This is a genomic window from Sulfitobacter sp. HI0027, from assembly GCF_001634775.1.
Lineage (GTDB): Bacteria > Pseudomonadota > Alphaproteobacteria > Rhodobacterales > Rhodobacteraceae > Sulfitobacter.
On the sequence record NZ_LWER01000208.1, the window covers coordinates 21,339 to 46,073 of the forward strand.

The following is a 24,735-nucleotide window of genomic DNA, read 5'->3' on the forward strand; positions in this document are numbered from 1 at the left end:
CTTAAGTGGCGCGCAAGTTTACTGGCAGTTTCACCCAGCAAGAGGGGCTTTCCCAAGAGGCCATCGCGGCGGCGGTCGCGGTGCTACAGTCAGGCCGCTTGCACCGGTATAACCTCGCGCCGGGGGAGGCTGGGGAAGTGGCCCAGCTTGAGGCCGAATACCGTGATTGGCAGGGCAGCGGCTACTGCCTTGCCGTCACCTCGGGCGGGCAGGCGTTGCAAATCGCCCTGCGCGCCTGCGACGTGGCATCCGGCGACAAGGTGCTGACCAACGCCTATACGCTGGCCCCGGTGCCCGGCGCGATCCGGGCGGTGGGCGCTGAGACCGTGCTGGTCGAGATCGACGAGGATCTGAGGCTCGACCTTGATGACCTCGACGCCAAAATTGCCAGTTCCGGCGCGCGGGTGCTGTTGCTGTCGCATATGCGCGGGCATCTGTGTGACATGGACCGGCTGATGGCGATCTGTGACGCGGCAGAGGTGACGGTGATCGAGGATTGCGCCCACACGATGGGCGCGCGGTGGAACGGCATTCGGTCGGGCAATTTCGGCAAAGTGGCCTGTTTCTCGACCCAGACTTACAAACACATGAACTCCGGCGAAGGCGGGTTTCTGACCACCGACGACGCCGCAATCGCCGCCCGCGCCACGATCCTGTCGGGCAGCTACATGCTCTATGAACGCCACGGGGCCGGGCCGGATCCTGAGGCGTTTGCCGATGCCCGCTACGACATGCCCAATTGCTCGGCCCGGATGGACGCGCTGCGGGCCGCGATCCTGCGTCCGCAGCTTGCCGACCTCGACAGCAACATCGCCCGCTGGAACGCCCGCTACACGCAGGTTGAGGAGAGGCTGAAAGCACAGGACGGCGTTACAACCATCAAGCTACCCTCCGCCGAAACGCATGTGGGTTCCTCCATCCAGTTCCGCCTGCCAGACTTCACCGCCGCGCAGTGCCGCGCCTTGCTCGATGCCGCAGCCACACGGGGCGTGGAGCTTAAATGGTTCGGCGCGAAAGAGCCTGCAGGCTTCACCTCGGCGCATCCATCTTGGCGCTATGTTCCAGCGCAAGACATGCCCAAGACAGACCGCATCATGGCAACGCTTTTCGACATGCGCTTGCCGCTGAGTTTTTCCCAAGACGACTGCGCGCTGATCGCCGAATTGATCTGCGACGCGGTGGGCGAGGTGGCATCATGAGCCGCCCAGTCGTCGGCGTATTGGGCGGCATGGGGCCCGAAGCGACGATCCTGCTGCAGCAGCGTGTTCTTGGCACCGTCAATGCCCAAGACGACGCCGATCACCTGCCGCTGCTGATCGACATGAACCCGCAAGTGCCCTCCCGCATCGCCCATTTGATTGAGGGCACAGGGGAGGATCCCGCCCCGGTGCTGGCCGCGATGGCACAGCGGTTGGAACGGGCAGGGGCCACGGCCCTCGCCATGCCCTGCAACACGGCGCATCACTACGCCCCGGCGATTGAGGCGGCGGTTTCGATCCCCTTCCTGAACATGGTGACCCTATCGGTCGACCGCGCAGCGGGGCAACTTCCCTCAGGCGCCTCCGTAGGGATTCTCGCCTCTCCTGCCGTGCGCATGGCCGGGGTGTTTGACGCAGCCCTGGACCGGACCGGGCTGATGGCGCTCTGGCCCGCCGACGCCGAGCGCATGTTGGCCGCGATCCGGCTGATCAAGGCGCAGGGGATTACCCCACAGGCGCAGCAGACGCTTACTGAGGCGGCGACCGAATTGACCGCGCAGGGGGCCGAACTTTTGTTCATCGCATGTTCAGAGTTTTCGTTGCTGGCCCCCGCTTTGACCGCCCCCGTACCGATCCTCGACACGATCGACGCGCTGGCCGAGGCGATCCATCGACATTCCCAATTCTAACCGAGGTAAGCACATGGCGATCACGTATCTGAAGCAAGTCGAGACCCGCCCGGCGGTTGAGGGCAAAGACATCCGCGGTGTGGTTGCTCAGATGCTCGCCAAGATCGAAGAGGGCGGTGAGGCTGCCGTGCGGGACTATGCCCGCGACCTCGACGGCTGGGCCGGGGATATCGTGGTCACTGCCGCGGAACGGGCAGCCGCCTCTGCGCGGGTGTCGCAAGAGCTCAAGGACGATATCCGCTTTGCCCATGCCAACATCCGCCGCTTTGCCGAAGCGCAAAAGGCGACGATGGGTGATTGCGAAATCGAGATCATGCCGGGGCTAATTGCAGGCCAAAAGCAAATCCCCGTCTCAAGCGCGGGCTGCTATGTGCCCGGCGGACGCTACAGCCATATCGCCAGCGCTCTGATGACGATAACCACCGCCAAGGTGGCGGGCGTGCCGCATATCACCGCTTGCTCGCCCACGCGCCCCGGCATCGGCATTCCCGATCCGATCATCTTTGCGATGGACCTTTGCGGCGCGGACCTGATCCTGAACCTCGGGGGGGTGCAGGGGGTCGCTGCCATGTCGATGGGGCTGTTTGGCGGTGTGCCTGCCGATATCCTCGTCGGTCCCGGCAACAGCTATGTGGCAGAGGCCAAGCGCATGCTGTTCGGCGCTGTGGGGATCGACATGTTCGCCGGGCCAACCGATTCACTGGTGGTCGCTGATCACAGCGCAGACCCTGAAACGGTGGCATGGGATTTGGTCAGTCAGGCGGAGCACGGGGCCGACAGCCCGGTTTGGCTGGTCACGACCGACCGCAGACTGGCGGAAACCGTGTTGCAGCGCGCGCCCGACATGATCGACAGCCTGCCCGAGCCGAACGCCAGCGCCGCGCGGGTGGCTTGGGCCGAACGGGCCGAGGTTGTCTTGTGCGACACCCGCGAGGAGGCCGCCCAAGTGGCCGACCGCTACGCGCCGGAACATCTTCAGGTGCAGGCCAAAGACCTCGACTGGTGGCTCAACCGCCTCTCTGCCTATGGCTCGCTGTTTTTGGGAGAGGAGACCACGGTCGCTTTCGGCGACAAAACCTCGGGGCCGAACCATGTGCTGCCCACCAGTGGGGCTGCGCGCTATACCGGGGGGCTCTCCGTGCACAAGTTTACCAAGACCGTGACATGGCAACGCTGCGATGCCGATGCCTCGCATGAGCTGGCCTTGCGCACCGCGCGGATCAGCCGGATGGAGGGGATGGAAGGCCATGCCCGTTCTGCCGAGCTTCGGTTGAAGCAGCAGACAGCCTGACGCCGCGCCGCGCTTAGCTGTCCTCGTTCTGCTGAACGAGCTATCCCGGTGGTGTCTGGTCAACGCCATCGCGGCCTTGGGGGTGAAAACCAGTCTGGCGAAGGTCGTGAAGGTCAAACCCAGCTACGGCATCATTCTGGTGGTCGAAACCGTGTTCCTGCTCGGCGCGGCCCTTGCTTTTGTGCTTTTGTTCGGCATTTAGGTGGGGCCGAGCCTGCCCTGTGAAGGCTGAGAGCATCGCCGGGACTTCAGGCTCACCCCTTGCCCCAAAAATCTGCGATAACCTCCTCCGCCAGCTTGTTTTGCACGGTGAAATCAGTGTCTTCCGCGCCGCCGCTCTCAGGGTCGGTGAACCAGCGCCAGACCCATAGGTCCGGGATGCCCCGTGCCTCAAGGGCGCGGAGCCAGCGGCGCAAGACGTCGGCCTGAAGTGCCATATCGGCGGGGGCTGCGCGTTCTTCGGCGCTTTCCCACGGGCGCTCGGTCGCCCCTTCGGCAGAGCGGATGCCGATTTCGGCGATCCAAATGGGCTTGGCATGTGTCCGCGCGACGGCCTCGACCCGGTCCAATTCTTTGGCGATGGCGCGATCCCAGTCGGCGGTCGCCCCGGCTGCGCCCAAGACGGGGTAGAGCGACACCGCCACGGCATCCAATAGCGGCCAGAACGCAACTTTCTCAGCCTCGTCAGCGCCATGGGCGACATAGGTGATTTTACCGCTGAACGCTTCGCGCAGCCCGGCGATGGTGCCCTCCCATGCCTCCGCCCCCGATACGCCGCGCAATTCGGTGCCGAGGACCAGCACCTCGGCGCGGCTTTGCTCTGCGGTGACCGCGATGGCGCGCAGGGAATTTTCATAGGCCGCGTGCCAATCGCCTTCGGTTCCCGCCGCGGGGACGATGGCACCCGCCCAGCTTTCGGGCACCCAGACATGCGGTTTGACGATGGCGGCCAGCCCGGCTGCGTGCAACTGCGCGATCCCGGCGGCGATCCTGTCATGGGGCAGCGCGTCCCCCATGACGATGCCGCTGGAGGTGGGCGCGGGTTGCCATAGAAACGGGATCACCGTTGCCGCCGTCGCGCCCGTCTTTCGCAATTGAGCGATGCTCAGCGCAGCGGCTTGGCTTCCGAAGGGCGCCTTCGTTGTCTCGATAAGGTTGAACCCGCGCAGAACCTCGTCCCTGCTGCTCTGGGGAAACGCTCCCGTCGCGGTGAGCGCGGTAGAGCCGAGGGCCCAAAGAAACGTGCGACGTTTAATCATAGGGGCAAGGTAGGATGACTTCCCCCGCCGCACAACGGCATCTTAGGTGACAGGCGGGGCCTTTGGGGGGCTGCATTTCGGGGGCTTTATTCGGGGACCTGCAATTCGGGCCTGTAATTCGGATGTTGGCAGGTGCCGACCAAAAGCAATGTCGCGAAAACGCTGAACGATCGCAGTCGCGCATACCAACGCGCGCAGCGTCCAAGGACTATTCCCTTTCCCCGGTCGGCCCAACCGCGTAGGCAGCCCCTACCTTGGAAAACGAGACATATCATGGCGCAGAATGCCACCATCTACAAAGTCGAGCTTTCGGTCTCCGACATGGACCGCCACTATTATGAGACCCACAAGCTGACCATCGCCAAACACCCTTCGGAAACCGATGAGCGGTTGATGGTGCGGCTCGTCGCCTTTGCCCTCAACGCGCATGAGCATCTGGAAATGACCAAGGGGCTATCGACGGATGATGAGCCGGACATCTGGCAAAAAAGCCTGAGCGGAGAGTTGGACGTTTGGATCACGTTGGGTCTGCCCAGTGAGAAAGTCCTGCGCCAGTCCTGCAACAAGGCTGCCAAGGTCGTGGTCTATCCCTATGGCGGCAAATCGGCTGAGATCTGGTGGGACAAGGTCAAGAACGGCACCACCCGCTTTGACACCCTCGACGTGGTGAACTTGGCCGAGAGTGACACCAAGGCGCTGGCGGAGATGGCCAGCCGCGCGATGAAGCTTCAGGTGATGATCCAAGACGGCGAGGTGACGGTGAACCTTGACGAGGCGCTGGTGACGCTCACGCTCGACCGATGGAAAACCGCCGGATAAAAGGCGCCGCGGCGGCAGCGGGGCAACCCAGCTGCCGCCGCTTCTTCAGGCTGCGCGGCGTTGCAGCAGGGCAATGGCATAGCCGATCACCATGGCCATGCCGACGTGCCCCACAAAAGACGACTGCGTGTAGGCCCCGAAATCCATCATAAAGCTGCGCCCCACCACCGGGGCCAGCAGCCCTTGGGCGACGAACCACAGCACCAGCCCCGACAGCGCCCCCGACAGGACCAGCCCAAGCCGAGTCAGGCGGTGCACCAGCCAAACAAAGACCGAGAAGCCGACGATCCCAAGCGCGATATGCAGCGCGAAGCCAAGCCAATAGGGCAGGGTGATCCCAAGGGCGATCTTGCCAAGCGCAACCACAAGGTTCGCCGGGGCGAGTGCGACGCCAAAGAGGAGGGGGGAGAGCAGCCAAGCATAAAGCTCGAAGGCGATCTCGCCCGCGAGCCCGGCCAGCAGGAGCGTGGGAACGGTTTGTTTGAGGGGCATAAGCAAAGTCTCTTGCAAAAGGACAGCACATCGGCGCGGCCGCAGCCGGATGGCGCGGGCGCTATGCTTTGTCAATGGAGGTAGGGGAAAGCGCCGGACCGAGGGGCCAAAGCGGATAGAAAAAGGCGCGCCACTATGGGCGCGCCTTTCAATTTAAACGTCGAGCTTGTTATCGCCGCGCTTCCATGCCAGCGGCTGGAAAACTTCGTCGACCGGGGTTTCGGCCACGTGGTTGACGTAGTTCGACATGGTCTTCTGCGCCATGCCAAGGATCACGTCCAGCACCGCACGGTGGCTGTAACCTGCGTCAAAAAACGCCTGCATCTGCGCGTCTGAGACAAAGCCCCGGTTGCGCACCATCTGAACGGTGAAGGTCCGCAGGGCTTCGAGTTTGGGTGTCGGCAGGGCGGTTTCATTGCGCAGCGCGTCGCTGATCTCGTCCGAGACCTTCATCATCTTGGCGATGCCGGTGTGGGCGGGCACGCAGTAGTGGCACTCGTTCTCGACGTTGATCGACTGCCAAACCACGGTCAGCTCTTCGGCGTCGAAATCCGTCTCGGTGAATAGCTTGTGCAGCACCTGATAGCCTTCATAGGCTTGCGGGCTTTCGGCCAGCACCTTGTGCAGACCCGGCAGGCGGCCAAAGGCCTTTTGCGATTCCGCCAGCAGCGGCTTGGAGGCTTCGGGTGCGGAGTCTTGGTCGTGGGACGGGAATGTCATGATCTCTACCTTTGTTAGTCGTCGATATTTGCTATTTAGGGTTTTTTGAGCGATCACTCAAGTATATATTTGAGTGATCGTTCAACACATGGTGATATCATGCCCCGCAAACCAAACCACGACCGAGCCGAGCTGATCGACCGCGCCCGCGATCTGTTTTGGCGTCAGGGCTGGGCAGGCACATCGCTGAAAGATCTCGAAGCGGTGCTGAAAATGAAGCCCGGCAGTTTCTACGCGGCCTTCGGGTCGAAAGAGGCGCTGTTTGAGCTCGCCTTGGACAAATACGCTGAGGATGGGGCCGGGCGCTTGGCCGAATTGGTCGAAGCCCATGGCCCGATGGCAGCCCTGAAACGCTATCCCGAATTGGCGATTTGCCGGGAGGAGGCGCCGGCCAAAGCCTGTATGCTGTCCAAGACTTTGTTGGAGCTACAGGCGCATGGGCACCCGTTGGCGAAACGTGCCAGCGCGCATCTCATGGGGATGGAGGAACAGTTCGCGGTGCTTTTTGCACGGATGCAGCGGGACGGAGAGATTGCGGCGGAACATGATCCAAAGTCACTGGCCCGGCGCTATCAAAGCGATCTGCTCGGCCTGCGTGTCTCGGCCGAGCGGGAGGGGATCGACGCCCATGCTATCGCCCGCGAAATCGCGGAAGGGCTGGACCGGTTGTAATCTCGGGCGGCGCTATTCGATCTGTTCTTCCAACATGGCGGTGATCTTGCGCCGTTGAAAGATATTGCGGATCTGATGCGCCATGATCCGTTCCGGCACAAAATAAGGCTTGCCGTCCTTCCATTCCGCCCGAAATTCATGGCGCGCGGCGATCAGTCTGGTGGTATGGCCATCCGCAGCCGCGACAGTGAGGTCCATCTGACGGACTTTATCGAACAGGCCTTCGGTCCCGATGCGCGCTTCGGCGCGGCGCAACAGATCGAGAAAACTGCCGATATCGATGAATTCACCGCTTTTGATCGGCCCTTGGTTGGTTCGGGTCAGGGGGTTTTCCACATCGTTCAGCGCCACTTCTTCGCGTTCGGTGACCTTGACGTGATAGGTCTTATCCTCCGTCACGACCCGCGCCATGACCTCAAGCAGATAAATCGGCTCGGCCCCCATATTGGTGACGAAACAATGGGCATTCTCATCCCGCGCGATAGAGCGGTTGATCAAGATCACCGGCTGCCGCTGCCGTCGGAAATTGAGCCATAGGATATGCAGGTAAGCCAGCCAGACCACCGCCGTGAAAAGACTAACCGCCACCTGCAACGTTGCGGAATTCTCTGCGATCCAATCAAGCATCCTTTGTCTTCCTTGCGAGTGCTGCCGGGGTCGCCAGACCAACGCGCGGGGCGGCGCTTCGTTGCACAGGGATTGACGCGACGCTTGACCTGCCGTTATTATATCAATAATTCACGATATATGGATAATGAAAACGCTCTCCTAGCCTTCGCCGCCTTGGGCCAACCGACCCGTCTGGATGTCTTTCGCCTGCTGATCAAAGCGGGGGGCAAGGGAATGTCAGCGGGGGAAATCGGCATGGCGCTCGACGTGCGGCAAAACACCATGTCCGCCAATCTGTCGGTGCTTGCCCGCGCGGGCCTGATCCGCAGCAACCGCGAAGGCCGCAGCATCCGGTATTTCGCAGATATGAACGGGCTGCGCGCGCTGCTGAGGTTCCTTTTAGAGGACTGCTGCGGCGGGCAGCCAGAGCTTTGCCAACCCCTGCTGGATGAATTGACCTGCTGCTAACCCTCAAAAATTACGCACGAAAGACCGCCATGACCGATACCGCACATCCCGCACCCGCTGGCCTTGGAGCATTTGAACGCTGGCTCTCGCTCTGGGTGGCGCTGACCATCGGGGCGGGGCTTTTGCTGGGCAATCTCTTTCCCGGCATCTTCGGCGCGCTGGCCGCGCTTGAGGTCGCCTCGGTCAACCTGCCCGTGGCGGTGCTGATCTGGGCCATGGTCTATCCGATGATGGTTGGCGTTGATTTCGGTGCGCTGCGGCAGGTGGGGGAGAAGCCCAAAGGGCTGGTGGTGACGCTGGTGGTCAATTGGCTGATCAAACCCTTCACCATGGCCGCCCTTGGGGTGCTGTTCTTCAACTACGTCTTCGCCGGGCTGATCCCGCCCGATGACGCGCAAGCCTATCTGGCGGGGGTGATCCTGTTGGGGGCCGCGCCCTGCACCGCGATGGTCTTTGTCTGGTCCAACCTCACCCGTGGTGATGCGACCTATACGCTGGTGCAGGTCAGCGTGAATGACGTGATCATGGTCTTCGCTTTCGCGCCGATCGTGGCTTTCCTTTTGGGCGTGACCGACATCACCGTGCCTTGGGACACGCTGCTGATCTCGGTCGGGCTCTACGTCATGCTGCCGCTGCTGGCGGGGTATCTCACCCGTGAGCGGTTGGTGGCCAAAGGCGGCGAAGCGGCGGTCGACGCCTTTAAAGCCAGCGTGCAACCCTTTGCGATCATAGGGCTTTTGCTGACCGTGGTGCTGCTTTTTGGCTTTCAGGGTGAGGTGATCCTTAACCGCCCGCTCGTCATCGCACTGATTGCCGTGCCGCTGCTGCTGCAATCCTACGGCATCTTCTTCATCGCCTATGGCGCCGCGCGGGCTTGGGGCATTCCTTTCAACGTGGCCGCCCCCTGCGCGCTGATCGGCACCTCGAATTTCTTTGAACTGGCGGTTGCTGTGGCGATCAGCCTCTTTGGGCTGGGGTCGGGTGCTGCCTTGGCCACCGTCGTGGGCGTCTTGGTCGAAGTGCCGGTTATGCTGTCGCTCGTGGCCTTTGCCAACCGCACGCAGCATTGGTTCCCCGTCTCCAAGTGAACCTCACCCGATAACCCACTGCCGCCTAAGGAAATTCCCGTGACCGATACGCCGAACATCGAAGAAGACCACTTCAACCCCATCGACGACGCCCGCCTGCTGTCGCCCGAGCGCGCCACCCACGGCCCGCGCATTCTGCTGCTCTATGGCTCGCTCCGCCCGCGGTCCTTCAGCCGCCTGATGACCGAGGAAGCCGCCCGCATCCTCACCCGCCTCGGGGCCGAGACGCGGACCTTCAACCCCACGGGCCTGCCGCTGCCCGACGACGCGGCGCCCGAACATCCCAAGGTGCAGGAACTGCGCGATCTGGTGCAATGGTCCGAAGGCATGGTCTGGTGTTCGCCCGAACGTCACGGGGCGATGACGGGCGTCATGAAAACCCAAGTTGACTGGATCCCCCTGTCGCTGGGCGGGGTGCGCCCGACCCAAGGCAAGACTTTGGCCGTGATGCAGGTCAGCGGCGGCTCGCAGAGTTTCAACGCCGTAAACCAGCTGCGCATCTTGGGCCGTTGGATGCGGCTGCTGACCATCCCCAACCAATCCTCAACCCCCAAAGCCTTTTTGGAGTTTGACGAGGATGACCGGATGAAACCCTCGCCCTTCTATGACCGGGTGGTCGACGTGATGGAGGAGTTGGTGAAGTTCACCCTGCTGACCCGCGACAACAAGGACTATCTGCTCGACCGCTATAGCGAGCGCAAAGAAAGCGCTGCGGAGCTTTCCAAACGGGTGAACCAAAAAGCGATCTGACCGCTAAAACGCAAACGGCAGGGCCAAATCTTGGCCCTGCCGCATCGTGCTACGCTACAAAGCGATCAGTCGTTGGACCAGCCCGAAACGGCTTTGACTTCGCAGAAGTCCTCGATCCCCCAAACGCCGCCTTCGCGCCCGTTGCCCGAGCGCTTCATGCCGCCAAAGGGCGATCCGGCACCACGGCTTTCGCCGTTCATCTCAACCATGCCCGACCGCAGCTTGGCCGCCAGACGGTTACGCCGCGCGCCATCGCTGGACTGGACGTAGTTGGTGAGGCCGTAGACCGTGTCATTGGCCATCTCGACGGCTTGATCTTCGTCCTCGAACTTCATGATGGCCAATACGGGGCCAAAGATTTCCTCGCGGGCGATGGTCATGTCGGACGTGACATCGGCAAAAACCGTGGGTTTGACATAGAAACCGCGGTTCAGATGCTCTGGCCGTCCGGTGCCACCGGCCACCAGCCGCGCGCCTTCGTCGATGCCCTTTTGGATCAGGTCTTGGATCTTGCCCCATTGCGCTTCGTTCACAACCGGGCCGATGTGGCGACCCTCTTCGCTGGCGGGGCCGACTTCGACCTTATTCGCGACTTCGGCGGCCGTCTCGACCGCTTGGTCATAGGCGCTGGCTTCGACGATCATCCGGCTTGGTGCGTTACAGCTTTGGCCGGTGTTGTTCATCATATGCAGCACGCCGCGTTTCACTGCCTTGTCGTCCGCATCGGCGAAAACAAGGTTCGCGCCTTTGCCGCCAAGCTCCAGATGGACCTTTTTCAGCGTATCCGCCGCGTTCTTGGAAATCGCAATGCCCGCGCGGGTGGAGCCGGTGAAGCTCACCATATCCACGTCCTCATGGCCGGTCAGGGCGGTGCCCACGGTCATGCCATCGCCGTTCACAAGGTTGAAGACACCGGCGGGGAAGCCTGCCTCATCCATCATCTCGGCAAAGATCACCGCGCTCAGCGGGCTTTCCTCGGAGGGTTTCAGCACCATGGTGCAGCCAGCGGCGACAGCAGCGCCCACTTTCAGCATCACTTGGTTCATCGGCCAGTTCCACGGCGTGATCATCGCCACGACGCCAACCGCCTCATGAATGATCCGGTCGTTCGGCGCGTGATCGCCCAAGGACTTCACGAATTTGAAGTCTTTCGCCGCTTTGATAAAGTTCTTCAGGTGGCTGTAACCCGCGCCCCATTGCGAGCTGCGCGCCATCTCGATGGGCGCGCCCATCTCGGTGCTGATCGCTTGGGCCATGTCTTCGGTCCGGGACTTATAGACCTCGGCCAGTTTCTCCATCAGCGCGATACGCTCTTCGGGGGCGGTGGCCATCCAACCGGGCAGGGCGGCCTTGGCCGCTGCCACGGCGGCGTCCACATCCTTGGCCCCGCCGAGCGAGATCACGGTGCAGGGCTCTTCGGTCGACGGGTTGATGACCTTATGTTCGCTGCCCTCAAGCGGGGCGACCCATTTGCCGTCGATATAGAAATCACGTTTTTCGATCATGCTCTGTCTCCGTTATTGGCCAAGCGGGCGTCTTTTTTGCCGCTTAGAAGTGTCCGGGAATCGCCGGCTCCCGATATGCCTAGGACAATTTTACGGGGTGGAAAAGTTCAGAGGTCATTTTTGATCAAAAATACGGACGCGGCGGCCCGAAACCGGCGGGCCCACGGGGGGCACTTAGCCCTGTGCGGGGAAGCGGATCTCGACGCAAAGCCCGTCTTGGCCCTCGACCTTCAGCGTCGCTTCATGCTGAAAGGTGAGCGTGCGGATCATCCGCCAGCCCAGCGAATCCGACCGCTCGGGCCGTTTGGCATCTTCGGGCAGGCCGACACCATCGTCATAGACTTTCAGCGTCAGACCTTCATCGCTCTCTTGCGTGACCTCAATGGTGATCACCCCTTTGTCGCGCCCTTTGAAAGCGTGTTTATAGGCGTTGGTGATCAACTCGCCCACGATCAGCCCGATGTCGACGGCCAGTTTGTTGTCCATCTTAAGGCTGGGGCAAATCAGCTTGATGCCGATGCTCTGGCGATCCCCGGTAAAGGCGCGTTCGGCGTTCTTGGTGACTTCATCCAGCATATCAGACAGATCAAGGTCGGTGCTGTCGGTTGAGCGTTGCATCAACTCATGCGCCTTGGAGAGCGAGCCGACGCGCGTTTCCAACTCGCGCAGCACTTGGCGGGTCTCGTCCTCTTTGGCTTGGCTCTTGCTCATCCGGATGAGTGCCACGATCAGGGCAAGGTTGTTGCCCGTGCGGTGGTGCAATTCCTGCATCAAGAGGTCACGGTCGGCAATGCCTTCGCTCAACTCGCGGTTCTGTTCGGTCAGCGCGGCGGTCGGGTCTTTGGCGTTATAGGCCTCCAGCGCCGCGAGGGCGTCAGCCTTGATCTGCTCAACAGCGCATTGCGGTTCGGGCAGCAGAAACTCCGCATGGACCCGCGTTCCCTCTTGGCCGGTGTCCACATCAAACCGCGCCGCGATCCGCTGCACCCCGCGCAGGCCCAGCCCCATGCCCGTCTCCGACACGATGTCGCGGGTGGGGTCAAGCTTGTCTTCCTCGATGCCGCGGCCTTGATCAATCACTGTCAGGCCGAGGGCGGGCTTGCCATTGACATCCGTCAGCGAAAACCGCGCGCGGCCCTTTTGCCCATGCTCAATGGCATTGCGGCCCAGTTCCACAGCGGCGGTGACGGTGCGCGTCCGCTCGAAAGAGGTAAAGCGCATCGCTTCGGTCAGGGTCAGGGCAATCTGGCGCAGGGCCGCGATATCGCCGCCTTTTTCAAGGTTCACCGACGTGAGGTTCGTAGCTTTCATCAGTCCGCGTCCCGTGCAATGCGTATGACCACGATGGAGGCGTCGTCACGCCCGCGAAATGCCCGGTCAAGTAGGAAGCCAGCGATCAAGAGCGGGGATTTCCACAATAGACCCTGTGGAAGATAGCTGTCGCGCAGGGTTTTCAACCCGTCGCTGTGCAGGATCATCAGATCCCCCGGTTCAAGGTCAAAGGTCTCTTCATAGCCCCGGGTGGCGCGTGCGCCAATCCGGCCGTCGCGGACCGGCAGGCGTTTGACCTCGCCATTGCGGACCCGCAGGGTGGCGATATTGCCCAAAGCGGCATAGCGCAGCACCATCTGCGGCTGCGCGATATGCACAAGGGCCGCCACCGCGCCGCGCTTGCCGATCAATTGCTCGGTCACCTCACGCATCACGGCACCCGGCTCGCTGTTGAAGCTGCGGGTGGCGGTGACGGCCTCTGTCACCTCCAGCGATGCGGCTGCGGCCTCGGGGCCATGGCCCAAGCCATCGCAAACCAGAATATCAGTGGCTTTTGGCGTTTGCCGCAGCAGATAGTCGTCGCCGCATTCCTCTTCGTTCGGGTGACAGACCCGCAGGCCCACGGCCTCGACCCCATGGGTCGCGCAGGGGGGGCTGTCTTTGGCAAAGCTGCAAACGATGGTGGTGCCCACCTCGGACCCGCTGAAGATGTCGAATCCATCCGACAGACGGCGGATCGCGCCAAGGCCCAGCCCGGCGGAATCGCCACTGCTCATGCCGTCTTGGAACATGTGATCCATATCGCTGATGCCGGGGCCCCGGTCGGTAAAGATCATCACGATCTTGTCGCCCTTCCCCTCGGCCGGGGCATTGATCAGGGCGCGGCCTTTCTCGGCGTAGCGCAGGATGTTGGTCGTGGCTTCGGTGGCGACGATGGCCAATTCGTCGGTCCGGTGTTTCGGCCAATCGTGCTGGGCGGCCAGACGCCGTGCGGCGCGGCGGACCACGGCGATGGCGCTTTGGTCCTGAACTTCGACCCATTGTTTCATAGGTTCACACTCATCATCACGCTGGTGCCCCCGCCGACGGCGGTGCGGATTTCAAATTTCTTGGCCAGCCGCTGTGCGCCGCCCAAACCACGGCCAAGGCCGCCGCCCGAAGTATAGCCGTCCGTCAGGGCCAGTTCCACGTCCTCGATCCCCGGTCCCTTGTCCCAACAAACCACGCTAAGCTGCTTGGCCCTTGGGTCGACATAGATGGAAAATTCACCTCCGCCAGCGTGAACGATCGCATTGCGGGCGATTTCGCTGACGGCGGTGGCGAAACGTGTGACATTCAGCGCCGAAGCGCCGTGTTCTTTCATGTAGCGCGCCACGGCTTGGCGCACCGTCACCGCGTCACCGCTGGTATTTAGTTTGAACTGAGAGAGAAGAACCTGCGCCCCAAGGTCCTTTTCGTCAAACGCGGCGTAGCTGGGCAAGGGCATGGGTCAGGCTTAACGCGGTGCGAATTTCCGGCAGGTACATGCCAAGCTCGACTAACGTGACCGCCACCGTGGGGCGCATGCCGACCACATAGGTATCCGCCGCCAGCAGACGGGAAATCCCCGCCAACTGCGCGATCACACGGCCCACGAAAGTGTCGACAATCTCAAGCGCTGAGATATCGAGGATCACCCCGTCGATGCGGTTCTCGGATATTTTGTTCGACAACCGGTCTTGAAGCTCCAAGATCTCGGTGTCCGTGATGTCATCCTGTATCGAAACGAGGAGCGCATGTTCGACCAGATTAATCGACGTGACACCGGCCACCTTATTGGCCCTCGGTCTTCTTGATCACATAGCCCACGGTCAGCAGCGCGTCCGACAGGGCGGTGCGGATGCTCGACCGGGTGGAAACGGTGCCGACATCAATGCCAAGCTGCACCATGGTCTGAGCGATCATCGGGCTGATGCCGCTGATGATGCACTCGGCACCCATCAGACGCACGGCAGCGGCGGCGCGCAGCAGGTGTTGTGCCACCTGCGTGTCGACGGTGCCGACGCCGGTGATGTCCATGATGACCACTTCGGCCTGCCGTTCCAGAATGGTTTGCAGCAGGTTCTCCATCACCTCTTGGGCGCGGGCGGAATCCAGCGTGCCGATCAGCGGCAGGGTCAAAACACGGTCCCAAAGCTCGACCACTGGGGTCGACAGTTCCAGCATCTCTTGGCGTTGACGATCGATGATCTGCTCACGCTCAAGAATGAAAATCTCGTTGGTGTAGATGGCAAAGGCATCGACCAGACGGGTGACCAGCATCACGTCGCGGATCAATACGCCATGTTCGCTGTCCTGCATCGCTTCGAGCCGTTTGAACAGCGGCGCTTTCAACGCCAGCACAAAGGTCGCCATCTCGGTTGGGGTCACGCCGCGGTTGACACGTTCACGGCTAACATCGGCCAGAACGGCGCGCAGATCGTCCCATTGGGTATCATCGAAATCGAAATCTTCGCCCGAGATGCCATCGCGCACACCTTTGGAAAAGGCTTTGAGCAATTCGCGGTTCTGGTTCCGGCTCTCCGCATCGGAGAACAGGTCAGAACGTTTCACGCCCTCTTTGACCTGCGTTCCCAGCCACTCCTCGATGATACCTTTGAAATCGGTGTCGAGAACAGTCAGAATATTGGCCGTAGCAGATTGCGGCATCTTGAACCCCAGTGTTTATTTCACCCCCCATAGGCCAATCGTGGGGCCAAGTGTCAATAGGACGCAGGGATTTTGATCGGCGGCAAAGCGCCATCGGGGGCGCGCCATGTGATTGACTATGACCGCTTTTCGTCTGCCGCGGCGGGGTGGGGCAGGCCATCGACCTTGGGTTATCGCCTATGAGTTTGGAGGGCTAGGGGCCCACGGCTCCACCATAAAGGGGTAGCCCCGTCGCATCGCCCACCCGCAGGCAGGCGATGACTGTCTCTTAGTCGCGGGTGGCGGCTTATGCCGCCTCGCCGGGATGCCGTGGGACCAGCGCCCGGACCAGATCACGCATATGCAACACGCCGACCTGTTTGCCCTCGCGCATGACGCGGTAGTTGTTGGTCGTATCCCCTCCGGAAACCGCGATGATGCTTTCCAGCGTGTCGTCGAAATCAACCTCACCGGCCACATCCGCAGGCGGCACCTCGGTCTTCTCCATGACCGACCGTACCCGCAGCACCCGCGCGCGGTTGATGTCGCTGACGAAGGCTTCGATGTAGGGATCATTGGGGTTCAGCAGGATATGCTGTGGCTCGCCCTGCTGGACGATGAACCCGTCTTTGAGGATCACCAGATGGTCTGCCAGTTTTAGCGCCTCGTCCAGATCGTGGGTGATGAAGATCACGGTCTTATGCAGCTCTTCTTGCAACTCGATCAGCAGATCCTGCATGTCGGTGCGGATCAGCGGGTCGAGCGCGGAGAACGCCTCGTCCATCAGCATCACGTCAGAGTTCGACGTGAGCGCGCGGGCGATGCCAACACGCTGCTGCATCCCGCCTGATAGCTGCGCGGGATACTGCTCTCCTTGACCCTCCAGCCCGACGCGGTTCAGCCATTTGGTGGCCTCAGCCGCGTATTTGCTGCGGTTCTTGCCTTCGATCTCCCAGCTGAGCCCGGTGTTTTCCAACACCGTGCGATGCGGCAGCAGGGCGAACTTTTGGAACACCATCGACATCTTGTGCTTGCGCATCTCGCGCAGGCGACGCTCGTTGTAGTCGAGGATGTTCTCGCCGTTCATGATCACCTCGCCCGAGGTGGGGTCAATGAGGCGGTTGAGGTGCCGGATCAGGGTCGATTTGCCCGAACCCGACAGCCCCATGATCACCGTGGTCTTGCCCGCAGGCATGTCCACGTTGATGTTGTTGAGGCCCAGCACATGGCCTGTTTCGGCCTGAAGGTCGGTCTTGCTCATGCCGCCGCGCACCTTCTCCAGCGCGCCCTGTGGGTCATCGCCGAAGATCTTATAGAGGTTGCGGACGGAAATCTTGATATCGTCTGTCATGTCTGGCCTCACTTCTGCGCCGCGTTGATCCGCGCAAGCGCGGCTTTGGTGACCCGGTCGAGGATGATCGCAAGCAGCACGATCCCCAGACCCGACAGGAGGCCCACGCCCAATTCAAGGCTCCGAATGCCGCGCAGCACCAGCACGCCCAGACCGGGGGCCGAAACCAGCGAGGCGATAACGACCATGGCGAGGCTCATCATGATGGTCTGGTTCACACCGGCCATGATGTTGGGCAGCGCCAGCGGGATCTGCACTTTATAAAGTTTTTGGCGGTTGGTCATGCCAAAGGCGTCGGCGGCCTCGATCACGTCTTTGTCGACCAGACGGATGCCAAGGTCAGTCAGGCGCACCACCGGCACGATGGCGTAAAGGATGATCGCGATGCCGTAGAGCTTGGGCTCAGTCACCGAGAACAGGAAGATCAGCGGGATCAGGTAGACGAAGGGCGGCAGGGTTTGCAGCATATCTAAGATCGGGATCATCGTGCGCTGCACCCGGTCACTGCGCGACATGGCGATGCCGATGGGCACGCCCAATAGCACACATATAAAGGCGCAGACAAAGATGATCGCCAACGTCTGCATGGTGTGTTCGTAAAAGTCGATAAAGGCGAGGAAGCCAAAGACCAGCGCCACCAGACCCACCAGTTTCAGCGAGCGGCCCACGGCAAAGGTGATCGCCATCAAAAGCGGGATCATCACGAACCACGGCACTGCCTGCATGATCCACAGCGCATTTTCCAGCGCCCAGCTTAGAGGTTGGGTCAGCGGATCGACAACGACTTTGAGACTGTCCTTGATGGCGAGGAAGCCTTGCTCCAGCCCTTGGGTCAGGTCGCGCGACTGCGGGATGGCGTCGCAACTGTCGTGCAGCGCATCGAGCGAAGGGAAGGGGGCGTCCCAGAGCGTCGTGTCGGTATCACCGCCCGCTTGCCCCATGAGATCGGCCATGGAGCTAAGCCCACCGCCTTGGTCATCGCCGCACCAGCCGCGCAGGCCGAGCTGGTCAAAGAAGTTATCGTAGGTCGCCATCTGTCGCTTTCCCGGTCTGCATCAGACCGTTTACTTTTGGGGAGGGGGCCGGTGCGCCGCGCGGTCTGCGCGGTGTCGGCTGCCCCACGCAAAGGCGGCAAATCAAACCTATGTCCTTGCAAAGAAACTGCGCAATAGGCCGGGGGCCGCGGCGCAGTCGGTGTGAAAAGACGTAAGTCTTGCCGCCGATCCTGAAACAAACGGGCGGGAAACCCAGATGAGTTCCCCGCCCGCCGTTTTGTCAGTCTGTCTTACTGGTCAAGCAGCTTCGACAGGTTGCCACGGGCGTCGTCGCTCAGCCATTCGGCCCAGACGTCCTTGTTGTTCTGCAGGTAGTAAACAGCCGCTTCTTCATTCGAAGCGTTGCTTTCGCCCTGCCATGCCAGCAGCTTGCTCATCTCTTCGGTCTTGAAGGAGACGTTGCCGATGAATTCCGCGATTTCAGGATTGTTGTCGTGGAAATCCTTGGTCATCACGGTCAGAACCGGTGCCGTCGGGAAGGCCGAAGGCTTGGGCTCTGGGTTGTCGGCGTTCTGGTTGGCGCTGTGCGCGGCCTCGTCAAATTCGCCCAGATCGACGCTGGTCATGTCGTATTTGCCCAGCGGCGTGGTTGGGGCCCAATAGTAGCCGAACCATGGCTCTTTGCTTTCATAGGCCGACGCCATCGAGGTCACCATCGTCTCACCCGAGCCGTGGTCAAAAACTTCGATGCCATTGCCTTCGAGGTCATAGGCGCGGGCGAGGTTGTCGCTCACGATGCGGCAGCCCCAGCCATCGGGACAGTTGTTGAACATGCCGCCGACCAGTTCGGGGTTTTCCAAAATGCCTTCGATGGTGGCAAGCTCGGGATGCTCATCCACAAGATAGGTCGGCACCCACCAGCCTTCGACACCACCGGGATCAAGCACGGAAGTCAGCTCAACAATCTTGCCGTTCTCTTTGAGCTTTTTGTAAGCATCACCGGCAGAGTTGGGCCACATCTCCGGCACGATGTCCGGCTCGTTGTTTTCCGACAGCGATGTCACGGCGGGGGTGGTGTCCGACGGTACCACGGTCACATCGCAGGAATAGCCCTGAACCAGCAGGAATTCGGTGACGGCGGTGACGATCTGTGCCGACGCCCAGTTCATTTCCGCGATCGAGACTTCGCCGCAGTCCTGAGCGGCGGCGGCCATCGGGGTTGCAACGGCAAAGGCCGTGCCAAGCAAATAGCGTTTCATAGTGATATCTCCTCTATTGTATCCGCAGTGCCACGCAGCCGCGCACCGCTGATCTTTGTCCCTTTGCATCAAGAAAAAGCCGGTCGCGCGATAGGGCGCGGCAGCTTTCGATGGCCGGGTTTGCTGGAGATAAGAAAACAAATCGCGCGCCCCTGTGCAACACGATTGCCGAGAGGATGACGCAAGTTCGGGCACCGCGCCGGGTCTGGCGCGGTGTGGTTATGATCGGCGCCCCCATGCTGGACGCCATATAATTAAGGCCCGCCGCGACCCTTCAAGCGGGGCGCAAGTGGGGCTGTTCAGCGGCGGGAAAAACTTTCCATGTCGCGGATATGCTGGGGGATGTCTTTGCGGTTCAAGCCAATATCCTGCAGCAGACGGTCATCCATCGCGTTCAGCGTCGACAGCGTGCGGTTGCGCTCCCAACGGCGCGCGGTGTCGCGCAGGGCACGCCGCAGCATGGCGACAAGGGCCAGACCCTCGGCGTTGGCGACTTGACCGATGGTGCCGTTAAAGGCGGTTCCGGGCATCCCGGCGATCTGGTTGGTGTTCTTCAGCAGGCGGAAATGCATGGCATGCTCCATATCAGAAAGGTCGTAAAAGGAAGGATCCGCAAAAGACGACGGTCAGTGCCAAAAGGCCGGGCCGGGTCGGTTGTGTGGGTCTCATCCCGAGTGTGATCCGGAAAGTCAGTTGGAACCCCGATGGTCCGAACAGGCGGATCGGCCTGTCCGACCGGGGTTACCGGCGGTTCAGCAGCGTGCCCGGTTTGCGCGGGCGCCTCTTATGAACGGCATACATCAACATGCGGCGCATTTGGTCTACCCGAGCGGCCATTGCAATAGGGTGAAATGGGGGGTGCGACACCCTGCCGCAGGGGCGGGGCGCAGAGTGCACTATGGCTGGGGTTTGCGCGCCATCGGCGCGGTGTCGTTTGTGGGCTTTGAAATGTCGTTTTGAGGGTCGGATTTGGCGCATTTTGGCGCGGATGTTCGGGGGGAGGTAAGCGGCTAGTGAGGTATACGTTCGAGACCAGCAGCCGCCTTTGCGCGATTAAGTCTGCCGCAAAGAGGCGATAGGCCGCTTCTTATAGGCCCACCTCGCCGCGCCGGTTGCGGTTCCGATGTGTTTCCGGCGAAATGCCTTGCATGAGCCCCTGACGCCCCCTGCAGGTGCAAGATTGATTCGGCGGGAATAAGGCGCTCTACCAGTGGCTTTGTCACCAGTTCCGCAGGTTTTTGGGCCATTGGTTCCAGCTTGTGAACAAGCAATCAAAAAGAATGACGAAAACAAGGCGGCACAGATGCGGCGCATTTGCGGCGCCATTGTCTCTCTCCGCGAAACAGTCTTGACCGGGGGTGAAAGGGCGCGGTCGCGTTTTGGCGTTAATTTTCCTTAATCCTATGGCGAAACGCGATTTTGCCGAGGAATGCTGGGGAAACAATCGCCGCCGTGAGATCGGCTAAACCACCTGAATTGCGGCAAAACTTCATTTGGTTCCGGCAATTTTCAAACATTTTTCTCTTTGTCCATTCGTATAGGAGGGCTATTCCTATAGGTGCCCAACTGGGGGGCATAGAAGTCTGTAGGTCACGGGGGCGGCCGCATTAAGCGCATCAAGGATGCGGGAAATGTGGGTACGCCGCAAAATTTGCGACCGTAAACACAACATACCGGGGAGGGGTTCTTCTCGGGTGTGGGCCTTGTTCAGGCTCTTCCCCTTCGTTGGCGCAAGGATGCGTGTCGCCCGATCTGGATTTCAGCCAGCGGGGCGCGTGTGAACGGAGGGAGAGACGAAATGATACACAAGCGACAGGCCCTGCCATTGGCCTTCTGCGGGGCAAGAAATGTCCGGTTCGACCGCTCTGCCGTTCGGCGCTCCATTCATCAGATTGAAACAGTATCCACTTCCAAGACGGCCGCGTTGCGCGCCGCGTGCAACACCGCTCAGGAGAATTCACAATGATTAGAACACTTGATTTCAATGCGTTCAGCGCAGGCACCATCATTGACGACGAATATGCGGACCTGGGCGTTACGGTTTCGGCCAGCGGCGGCTCTGGCGATGCGATGATCTTTGACAGCGCCAACCCCACGGGTGGCGACAGCGATCTGGCCTCCGATACGCTGGAAGGTCTGCTGATCGTCTCCGAAGACGGCGACCAGAGCGACCCGGACGACAACGCCGGCGGCGGCAGCCTGTTCTTTGATTTCGATGACATGGTGCGCATGAAGGGCGTCACCTTCAAAGACATCGAAGAGACCAGCGGCGAGGGCACCCGTGTCATCTTTTACGATGACAATGGAGACGTGATCCAGAACCACTACGTTCAGCCCACCGGCGACGGCGGCGAACGGTTCGTTCAGTTCAACATCGACGGCGTGTCGCGCTTTGAAGTGCGTTTCGAAGGCTCCGGCGCGATCGACAACGTGATCTTCGACGACGACAAGCCAGCAGGCGGCGGCAATGACGCGCCCGTGGCCGAAGACGATGTGCTTGAGATCGACGAAGACACCTCCGGCACCGTTGACGTGCTGGGCAATGACAGCGACAGCGATGGCGACACGCTGACCATCACCATGGCAAGCTGCCCCGTCGGGGATGTGATCATCAACGACGATGGCACGCTCACTCTGACGCCAAACGCGGATTTCAACGGCGAAACAACCATCACCTACACCGTGGATGACGGCAATGGCGGCACCGACACCGGCACCGTGAATGTCACTGTAAACCCGGTGAACGACGCCCCCGAGGCCAATGACGACACGGCCAGCACCACCGGCACCGAAGCGGTCGTAATCCCAGTCTTGGACAACGACACCGACGTGGACGGCGACACTTTGAGCGTTGCAGATGCGTCCAGCGACGATGGCACCGTGACAATCAACGACGATGGCACCATCACTTTTGTTGCCGATGACGGTTTCACCGGCGACGCGACGATCACCTACACCGTGTCCGACCCCGACGGTCTGACCGACGAAGGCTCCGTGACTGTGACCGTGGGTAACGGCGATCCGACCCGCGACGGTTATGTTGACGGCACCGCTGGCGACGATCTGATCGACACCGCCTATACCGGCGACCCCGATGGCGACATGATCGACAACGACGACGCGATCCTGCCCGGTGCCGAAAGCGATGACGACTATGTCCGCGCGGGCGACGGTGATGACACCATTCTGGCAGGCGACGGCGATGACATCGTCGAAGCTGGCTGGGGCTCTGACGTGGTCGAAGGCGGCGAGGGTGATGACATGATCACCACCGGCAACGATGATATCGCCCCCGATCTGGGCTATCCTGACAGCGACAGCGACTCCTTGGGCTTTGACCCAGACGAGTTCCCTGACAACGACCGCGATTCTGTTGATGGCGGCGCGGGCAATGACACCATCTCGACCGGCGACGACCGTGACACCATCACCGGCGGCACGGGCGATGATGTGATCGATGCGGGCATCGACGACGATTGGGTTGATGGCGGCGACGGCGACGACCGTATCGTCGGCGGTGAGGGCAACGACAGCCTCCTTGGCGGCGCTGGCAATGACACGATCTATGCGGGCAACGACCCTGATCTGGGTCTCGACGTGCTCGACATTCCCGATGATATGGACCCGTCCAACCCTTTCACTCCCGATCGTAACCCGACCAACGGGATGGATACGGTCGACGGCGGCTCCGGCGATGATGAAATCTATGGCGCGGACGATGCTGACTTCCTGCGCGGTGGGTCTGGCGATGACTTCATCGACGGTCAAATCGATGATGATATCATCGAAGGCAACACCGGCAATGACACACTGGAAGGCGGTCAGGGCGACGACAGCATCTCAGGCGGTCAGGGCGAAGACATGCTCTATGGCGAAGAGGGTAATGACACTCTGCGCGGCAACCGTGACGACGACCTTCTCGACGGCGGCGCGGGCGACGATGTGCTCGACGGTGGCGGCGAGAACGACACGCTGATCGGCGGCGAAGGCGACGACACGCTGCAGGGCGGTCAGGGCGACGATCTGCTTGACGGTGGTGCGGGGGTCGACGTGATGACCGGCGGTGCCGATCAGGACAGCTTCGTCAACGTAAACGCAGGCGATGATGTCGACGGTGGCAGCGCTGGCATGGACTTTGACACGCTCGATCTGCGCGGCTCGGCCCCTGAGGGTGGTCGCTTCGAGATCACCTATACATCGGACGACCGCGAAGACGGTTTCGTCGACTACTTCAACGAAGACGGCAGCGATGCCGGGCGTTTGAACTTTGTCGAGATCGAAAATGTCATCCCCTGTTTTACACCGGGCACCAAGATCGCCACACCGCGTGGTGAGGTCCGTGTCGAGGCGCTTGAGGTCGGTGACCGGGTCATCACCCGCGACAACGGCATCCAAACGATCCGCTGGGTCGGTGCGCGTGAGATGACGGGGGCCGAGTTCGAAAAGGCGGCCCATCTCAAGCCGGTGCTGATCCGCAAGGGCGCGCTTGGCAATGCACTGCCCGAGCGTGACATGATGGTCAGCCCCAACCACCGCGTGTTGGTCGCTAACGAGAAGACAGCGCTCTACTTCGAAGAGCGTGAAGTGCTGGTCGCGGCGAAGCATCTGACCGGCATGGAGGGCATCGACGTGGTCGAGGTCTCTGGCACCACCTACATCCACGTGATGTTCGACCGCCATGAGGTGATCTTGTCGGATGGCACATGGACCGAGAGCTTCCAGCCTGGTGACATGTCGCTGGCCGGTATCGGCGAAGAACAACGCAACGAAATCCTCGAACTCTTCCCCGAGCTTGCGACACAGGACGGCATCGAAGGCTACACCGCCGCCCGCCGGTCGCTGAAAAAGCACGAGGCCAGCTTGCTGGTGAAATAATCCCGCAAGGGCGGGGCGCGATGCAACTTGGAAACGGGGCGGGTGACCGCCCCGTTTTCTTTTGTGGGATTATTCCTGCGGCTTTCGCCACGCGGCCCAATCTTCGGGCGTGTCGAGGTCAAGCCGCGCGCGTTGACCGGGCAGGGGCACCATCTGCACCCGCGCGCCTGCGCCGTGCACCACCGCGCGGCCCCCATCATCGCCGCTGAGCCGCTTGAGTTGGTCAAACAGCGCGGCGGCAAAGATGATCGGATGCCCCGGCCTGCCATCCTCTGTCGTGGCGCGCCAGACCAACGTCTCACTGCTTAGATCAACCGAGGCCGCAAGGCAGGCCAGATCGCTGGGCTCAAGGTCGGGCATGTCGGCCAACATCACCATGGCCGCCGCCGTGTCCGGGGGCAGGTCCGTAAAGGCGCGGCGCAGGCTGGCGCCCATGCCCTCGGCCGCATCGGGAATGGGAAGCGGCGTGATATCCAGCCCGGTCAGGGCCGTGTAGCGCGGATGCGGCGCGGGCGGCAGGGCGACCATCACGGGGCCGACGCTTTGCGCCAACCGCGTCTGACGGCGCAACAGGGGCTGGCCGTCCACGTCTTCCATCAATTTGTCGCGCCCTCGCATCCGGGAAGAGGCTCCGGCAGCGAGGAGGATCACAGGCAGAGAGGCTTTTGTCATGGCGCCAGACTACCGGGCGCAGCGCGCGGGGATAAGGGCTTTCTTGCACCTTGCCACGGGCCAGATATCAGCGCCGCCAAAGG

Annotated in this window: 24 protein-coding genes; 9 read left to right on the top strand and 15 right to left on the bottom strand. The window is 61.4% G+C overall.

What is annotated here, in order from left to right; translation table 11 throughout:
• Positions 1–5 precede the first annotated feature (5 nt).
• From A3722_RS13580 to hisD, 3 genes are read left to right on the top strand one after another with little or no spacing between them, the layout of a single operon-like run.
• A complete protein-coding gene (locus tag A3722_RS13580; protein WP_067630367.1) occupies positions 6–1,199 on the top strand; it encodes a DegT/DnrJ/EryC1/StrS family aminotransferase in 1,194 nt (397 codons plus the stop codon).
• Positions 1,196–1,888, top strand: a complete 693-nt coding sequence (locus tag A3722_RS13585) for an aspartate/glutamate racemase family protein (protein ID WP_067630369.1) — start codon at positions 1,196–1,198, stop codon at positions 1,886–1,888. The genes A3722_RS13580 and A3722_RS13585 overlap by 4 nt, the downstream gene beginning before the upstream one ends.
• A 13-nt stretch (positions 1,889–1,901) precedes the next feature.
• Positions 1,902–3,179 carry a histidinol dehydrogenase gene (gene hisD, locus A3722_RS13590; protein ID WP_067630372.1) on the top strand — a complete coding sequence of 426 codons (1,278 nt, stop codon included), beginning with the start codon at positions 1,902–1,904 and terminating at the stop codon, positions 3,177–3,179.
• Positions 3,180–3,433: 254 nt separating this feature from the next.
• Here hisD and A3722_RS13595 read toward each other — a convergent pair whose 3' ends face one another.
• Positions 3,434–4,438 carry a glycoside hydrolase family 113 gene (locus A3722_RS13595; protein ID WP_082849485.1) on the bottom strand — a complete coding sequence of 335 codons (1,005 nt, stop codon included), beginning with the start codon at positions 4,436–4,438 and terminating at the stop codon, positions 3,434–3,436.
• Between the two features lie 273 nt (positions 4,439–4,711).
• Here A3722_RS13595 and A3722_RS13600 point away from each other — a divergent pair, with 273 nt between their 5' ends.
• Positions 4,712–5,257 (top strand): YaeQ family protein, encoded by a 546-nt coding sequence (locus A3722_RS13600; protein WP_067627384.1) that lies wholly within the window; start codon positions 4,712–4,714, stop codon positions 5,255–5,257.
• 45 nt (positions 5,258–5,302) lie between these two features.
• Here the strand turns inward: A3722_RS13600 and A3722_RS13605 are convergent, their stop codons facing one another.
• The gene (locus A3722_RS13605; RefSeq protein ID WP_067627385.1) at positions 5,303–5,749 is read right to left on the bottom strand and encodes a hypothetical protein; all 447 of its coding nucleotides are present in this window, start codon (positions 5,747–5,749) and stop codon (positions 5,303–5,305) included.
• A 153-nt stretch (positions 5,750–5,902) separates the two neighbouring features.
• On the bottom strand, positions 5,903–6,469 hold the full coding sequence (locus A3722_RS13610; protein ID WP_067627387.1) for a carboxymuconolactone decarboxylase family protein: 567 nt from the start codon (positions 6,467–6,469) through the stop codon (positions 5,903–5,905).
• 99 nt (positions 6,470–6,568) lie between these two features.
• On the opposite strand from A3722_RS13610, the gene A3722_RS13615 reads away from it, so the two are divergent.
• Positions 6,569–7,141, top strand: a complete 573-nt coding sequence (locus A3722_RS13615; protein WP_067627389.1) for a TetR/AcrR family transcriptional regulator — start codon at positions 6,569–6,571, stop codon at positions 7,139–7,141.
• Between the two features lie 12 nt (positions 7,142–7,153).
• On the opposite strand, the gene A3722_RS13620 is transcribed toward A3722_RS13615, so the two are convergent.
• Positions 7,154–7,768 (bottom strand): hypothetical protein, encoded by a 615-nt coding sequence (locus A3722_RS13620; RefSeq protein WP_067627390.1) that lies wholly within the window; start codon positions 7,766–7,768, stop codon positions 7,154–7,156.
• 120 nt (positions 7,769–7,888) lie between these two features.
• On the opposite strand from A3722_RS13620, the gene A3722_RS13625 reads away from it, so the two are divergent.
• From A3722_RS13625 to arsH, 3 genes are read left to right on the top strand one after another with little or no spacing between them, the layout of a single operon-like run.
• Entirely contained in the window at positions 7,889–8,218 is a 330-nt protein-coding gene (locus A3722_RS13625) for an ArsR/SmtB family transcription factor (RefSeq protein WP_067627392.1), read from the top strand.
• 29 nt (positions 8,219–8,247) lie between these two features.
• Entirely contained in the window at positions 8,248–9,306 is a 1,059-nt protein-coding gene (arsB, locus tag A3722_RS13630) for an ACR3 family arsenite efflux transporter (protein WP_067627394.1), read from the top strand.
• A gap of 39 nt (positions 9,307–9,345) precedes the next feature.
• Entirely contained in the window at positions 9,346–10,056 is a 711-nt protein-coding gene (gene arsH, locus A3722_RS13635) for an arsenical resistance protein ArsH (RefSeq protein WP_067627396.1), read from the top strand.
• 65 nt (positions 10,057–10,121) lie between these two features.
• On the opposite strand, the gene A3722_RS13640 is transcribed toward arsH, so the two are convergent.
• The 10 genes from A3722_RS13640 to A3722_RS13685 all read right to left on the bottom strand — a co-directional run bounded on the left by A3722_RS13640 (position 10,122) and on the right by A3722_RS13685 (position 19,677).
• Positions 10,122–11,561, bottom strand: a complete 1,440-nt coding sequence (locus A3722_RS13640; protein ID WP_067627398.1) for an aldehyde dehydrogenase family protein — start codon at positions 11,559–11,561, stop codon at positions 10,122–10,124.
• A 174-nt stretch (positions 11,562–11,735) separates the two neighbouring features.
• On the bottom strand, positions 11,736–12,872 hold the full coding sequence (locus tag A3722_RS13645; RefSeq protein WP_082849486.1) for a sensor histidine kinase: 1,137 nt from the start codon (positions 12,870–12,872) through the stop codon (positions 11,736–11,738).
• Positions 12,872–13,882 carry a SpoIIE family protein phosphatase gene (locus A3722_RS13650; protein WP_067627400.1) on the bottom strand — a complete coding sequence of 337 codons (1,011 nt, stop codon included), beginning with the start codon at positions 13,880–13,882 and terminating at the stop codon, positions 12,872–12,874. Before A3722_RS13650 ends, A3722_RS13645 begins: the two co-directional genes overlap by 1 nt.
• Entirely contained in the window at positions 13,879–14,319 is a 441-nt protein-coding gene (locus tag A3722_RS13655; protein ID WP_082849487.1) for an ATP-binding protein, read from the bottom strand. The genes A3722_RS13650 and A3722_RS13655 overlap by 4 nt, the downstream gene beginning before the upstream one ends.
• Positions 14,291–14,644 carry an STAS domain-containing protein gene (locus tag A3722_RS13660; RefSeq protein ID WP_067627401.1) on the bottom strand — a complete coding sequence of 118 codons (354 nt, stop codon included), beginning with the start codon at positions 14,642–14,644 and terminating at the stop codon, positions 14,291–14,293. Before A3722_RS13660 ends, A3722_RS13655 begins: the two co-directional genes overlap by 29 nt.
• Before the next feature lies 1 nt (position 14,645).
• Complete coding sequence (locus tag A3722_RS13665) at positions 14,646–15,521, bottom strand: STAS domain-containing protein (protein ID WP_067627403.1); 876 nt, start codon at positions 15,519–15,521, stop codon at positions 14,646–14,648.
• Positions 15,522–15,807: 286 nt separating this feature from the next.
• Positions 15,808–16,851, bottom strand: coding sequence for a quaternary amine ABC transporter ATP-binding protein (locus A3722_RS13670; RefSeq protein WP_067627405.1), 1,044 nt, complete (start codon positions 16,849–16,851; stop codon positions 15,808–15,810).
• An 8-nt stretch (positions 16,852–16,859) separates the two neighbouring features.
• Positions 16,860–17,885, bottom strand: a complete 1,026-nt coding sequence (locus tag A3722_RS13675; RefSeq protein WP_067627407.1) for an ABC transporter permease — start codon at positions 17,883–17,885, stop codon at positions 16,860–16,862.
• 251 nt (positions 17,886–18,136) lie between these two features.
• Positions 18,137–19,105, bottom strand: a complete 969-nt coding sequence (locus A3722_RS13680) for an ABC transporter substrate-binding protein (RefSeq protein ID WP_067627408.1) — start codon at positions 19,103–19,105, stop codon at positions 18,137–18,139.
• A 299-nt stretch (positions 19,106–19,404) separates the two neighbouring features.
• Positions 19,405–19,677 carry a DUF1127 domain-containing protein gene (locus tag A3722_RS13685; RefSeq protein ID WP_067627410.1) on the bottom strand — a complete coding sequence of 91 codons (273 nt, stop codon included), beginning with the start codon at positions 19,675–19,677 and terminating at the stop codon, positions 19,405–19,407.
• Positions 19,678–21,067: 1,390 nt separating this feature from the next.
• Between A3722_RS13685 and A3722_RS13690 the strand changes: the two genes are divergently transcribed.
• Positions 21,068–23,980 (top strand): Hint domain-containing protein, encoded by a 2,913-nt coding sequence (locus A3722_RS13690; protein WP_067623675.1) that lies wholly within the window; start codon positions 21,068–21,070, stop codon positions 23,978–23,980.
• 69 nt (positions 23,981–24,049) lie between these two features.
• Here the strand turns inward: A3722_RS13690 and A3722_RS13695 are convergent, their stop codons facing one another.
• Positions 24,050–24,652, bottom strand: coding sequence for a nucleotidyltransferase family protein (locus A3722_RS13695; protein WP_067623673.1), 603 nt, complete (start codon positions 24,650–24,652; stop codon positions 24,050–24,052).
• Positions 24,653–24,735: the final 83 nt, after the last annotated feature.

Bases quoted from the DNA above. Each gene is read 5' to 3' on its own strand.
- A3722_RS13605 (WP_067627385.1), bottom strand. From the start codon at position 5,749: ATGCCCCTCAAACAAACCGTTCCCACGCTCCTGCTGGCCGGGCTCGCG.
- A3722_RS13665 (WP_067627403.1), bottom strand. From the start codon at position 15,521: ATGCCGCAATCTGCTACGGCCAATATTCTGACTGTTCTCGACACCGAT.
- A3722_RS13690 (WP_067623675.1), top strand. From the start codon at position 21,068: ATGATTAGAACACTTGATTTCAATGCGTTCAGCGCAGGCACCATCATT.
- A3722_RS13610 (WP_067627387.1), bottom strand. From the start codon at position 6,469: ATGACATTCCCGTCCCACGACCAAGACTCCGCACCCGAAGCCTCCAAG.
- A3722_RS13670 (WP_067627405.1), bottom strand. From the start codon at position 16,851: ATGACAGACGATATCAAGATTTCCGTCCGCAACCTCTATAAGATCTTC.
- A3722_RS13650 (WP_067627400.1), bottom strand. From the start codon at position 13,882: ATGAAACAATGGGTCGAAGTTCAGGACCAAAGCGCCATCGCCGTGGTC.
- A3722_RS13620 (WP_067627390.1), bottom strand. From the start codon at position 7,768: ATGCTTGATTGGATCGCAGAGAATTCCGCAACGTTGCAGGTGGCGGTT.
- A3722_RS13640 (WP_067627398.1), bottom strand. From the start codon at position 11,561: ATGATCGAAAAACGTGATTTCTATATCGACGGCAAATGGGTCGCCCCG.
- A3722_RS13595 (WP_082849485.1), bottom strand. From the start codon at position 4,438: ATGATTAAACGTCGCACGTTTCTTTGGGCCCTCGGCTCTACCGCGCTC.
- A3722_RS13655 (WP_082849487.1), bottom strand. From the start codon at position 14,319: ATGCCCTTGCCCAGCTACGCCGCGTTTGACGAAAAGGACCTTGGGGCG.
- A3722_RS13585 (WP_067630369.1), top strand. From the start codon at position 1,196: ATGAGCCGCCCAGTCGTCGGCGTATTGGGCGGCATGGGGCCCGAAGCG.
- A3722_RS13645 (WP_082849486.1), bottom strand. From the start codon at position 12,872: ATGAAAGCTACGAACCTCACGTCGGTGAACCTTGAAAAAGGCGGCGAT.
- arsB (WP_067627394.1), top strand. From the start codon at position 8,248: ATGACCGATACCGCACATCCCGCACCCGCTGGCCTTGGAGCATTTGAA.
- A3722_RS13695 (WP_067623673.1), bottom strand. From the start codon at position 24,652: ATGACAAAAGCCTCTCTGCCTGTGATCCTCCTCGCTGCCGGAGCCTCT.
- hisD (WP_067630372.1), top strand. From the start codon at position 1,902: ATGGCGATCACGTATCTGAAGCAAGTCGAGACCCGCCCGGCGGTTGAG.
- A3722_RS13675 (WP_067627407.1), bottom strand. From the start codon at position 17,885: ATGGCGACCTACGATAACTTCTTTGACCAGCTCGGCCTGCGCGGCTGG.
- A3722_RS13680 (WP_067627408.1), bottom strand. From the start codon at position 19,105: ATGAAACGCTATTTGCTTGGCACGGCCTTTGCCGTTGCAACCCCGATG.
- A3722_RS13685 (WP_067627410.1), bottom strand. From the start codon at position 19,677: ATGCATTTCCGCCTGCTGAAGAACACCAACCAGATCGCCGGGATGCCC.
- A3722_RS13625 (WP_067627392.1), top strand. From the start codon at position 7,889: ATGGATAATGAAAACGCTCTCCTAGCCTTCGCCGCCTTGGGCCAACCG.
- A3722_RS13615 (WP_067627389.1), top strand. From the start codon at position 6,569: ATGCCCCGCAAACCAAACCACGACCGAGCCGAGCTGATCGACCGCGCC.
- A3722_RS13600 (WP_067627384.1), top strand. From the start codon at position 4,712: ATGGCGCAGAATGCCACCATCTACAAAGTCGAGCTTTCGGTCTCCGAC.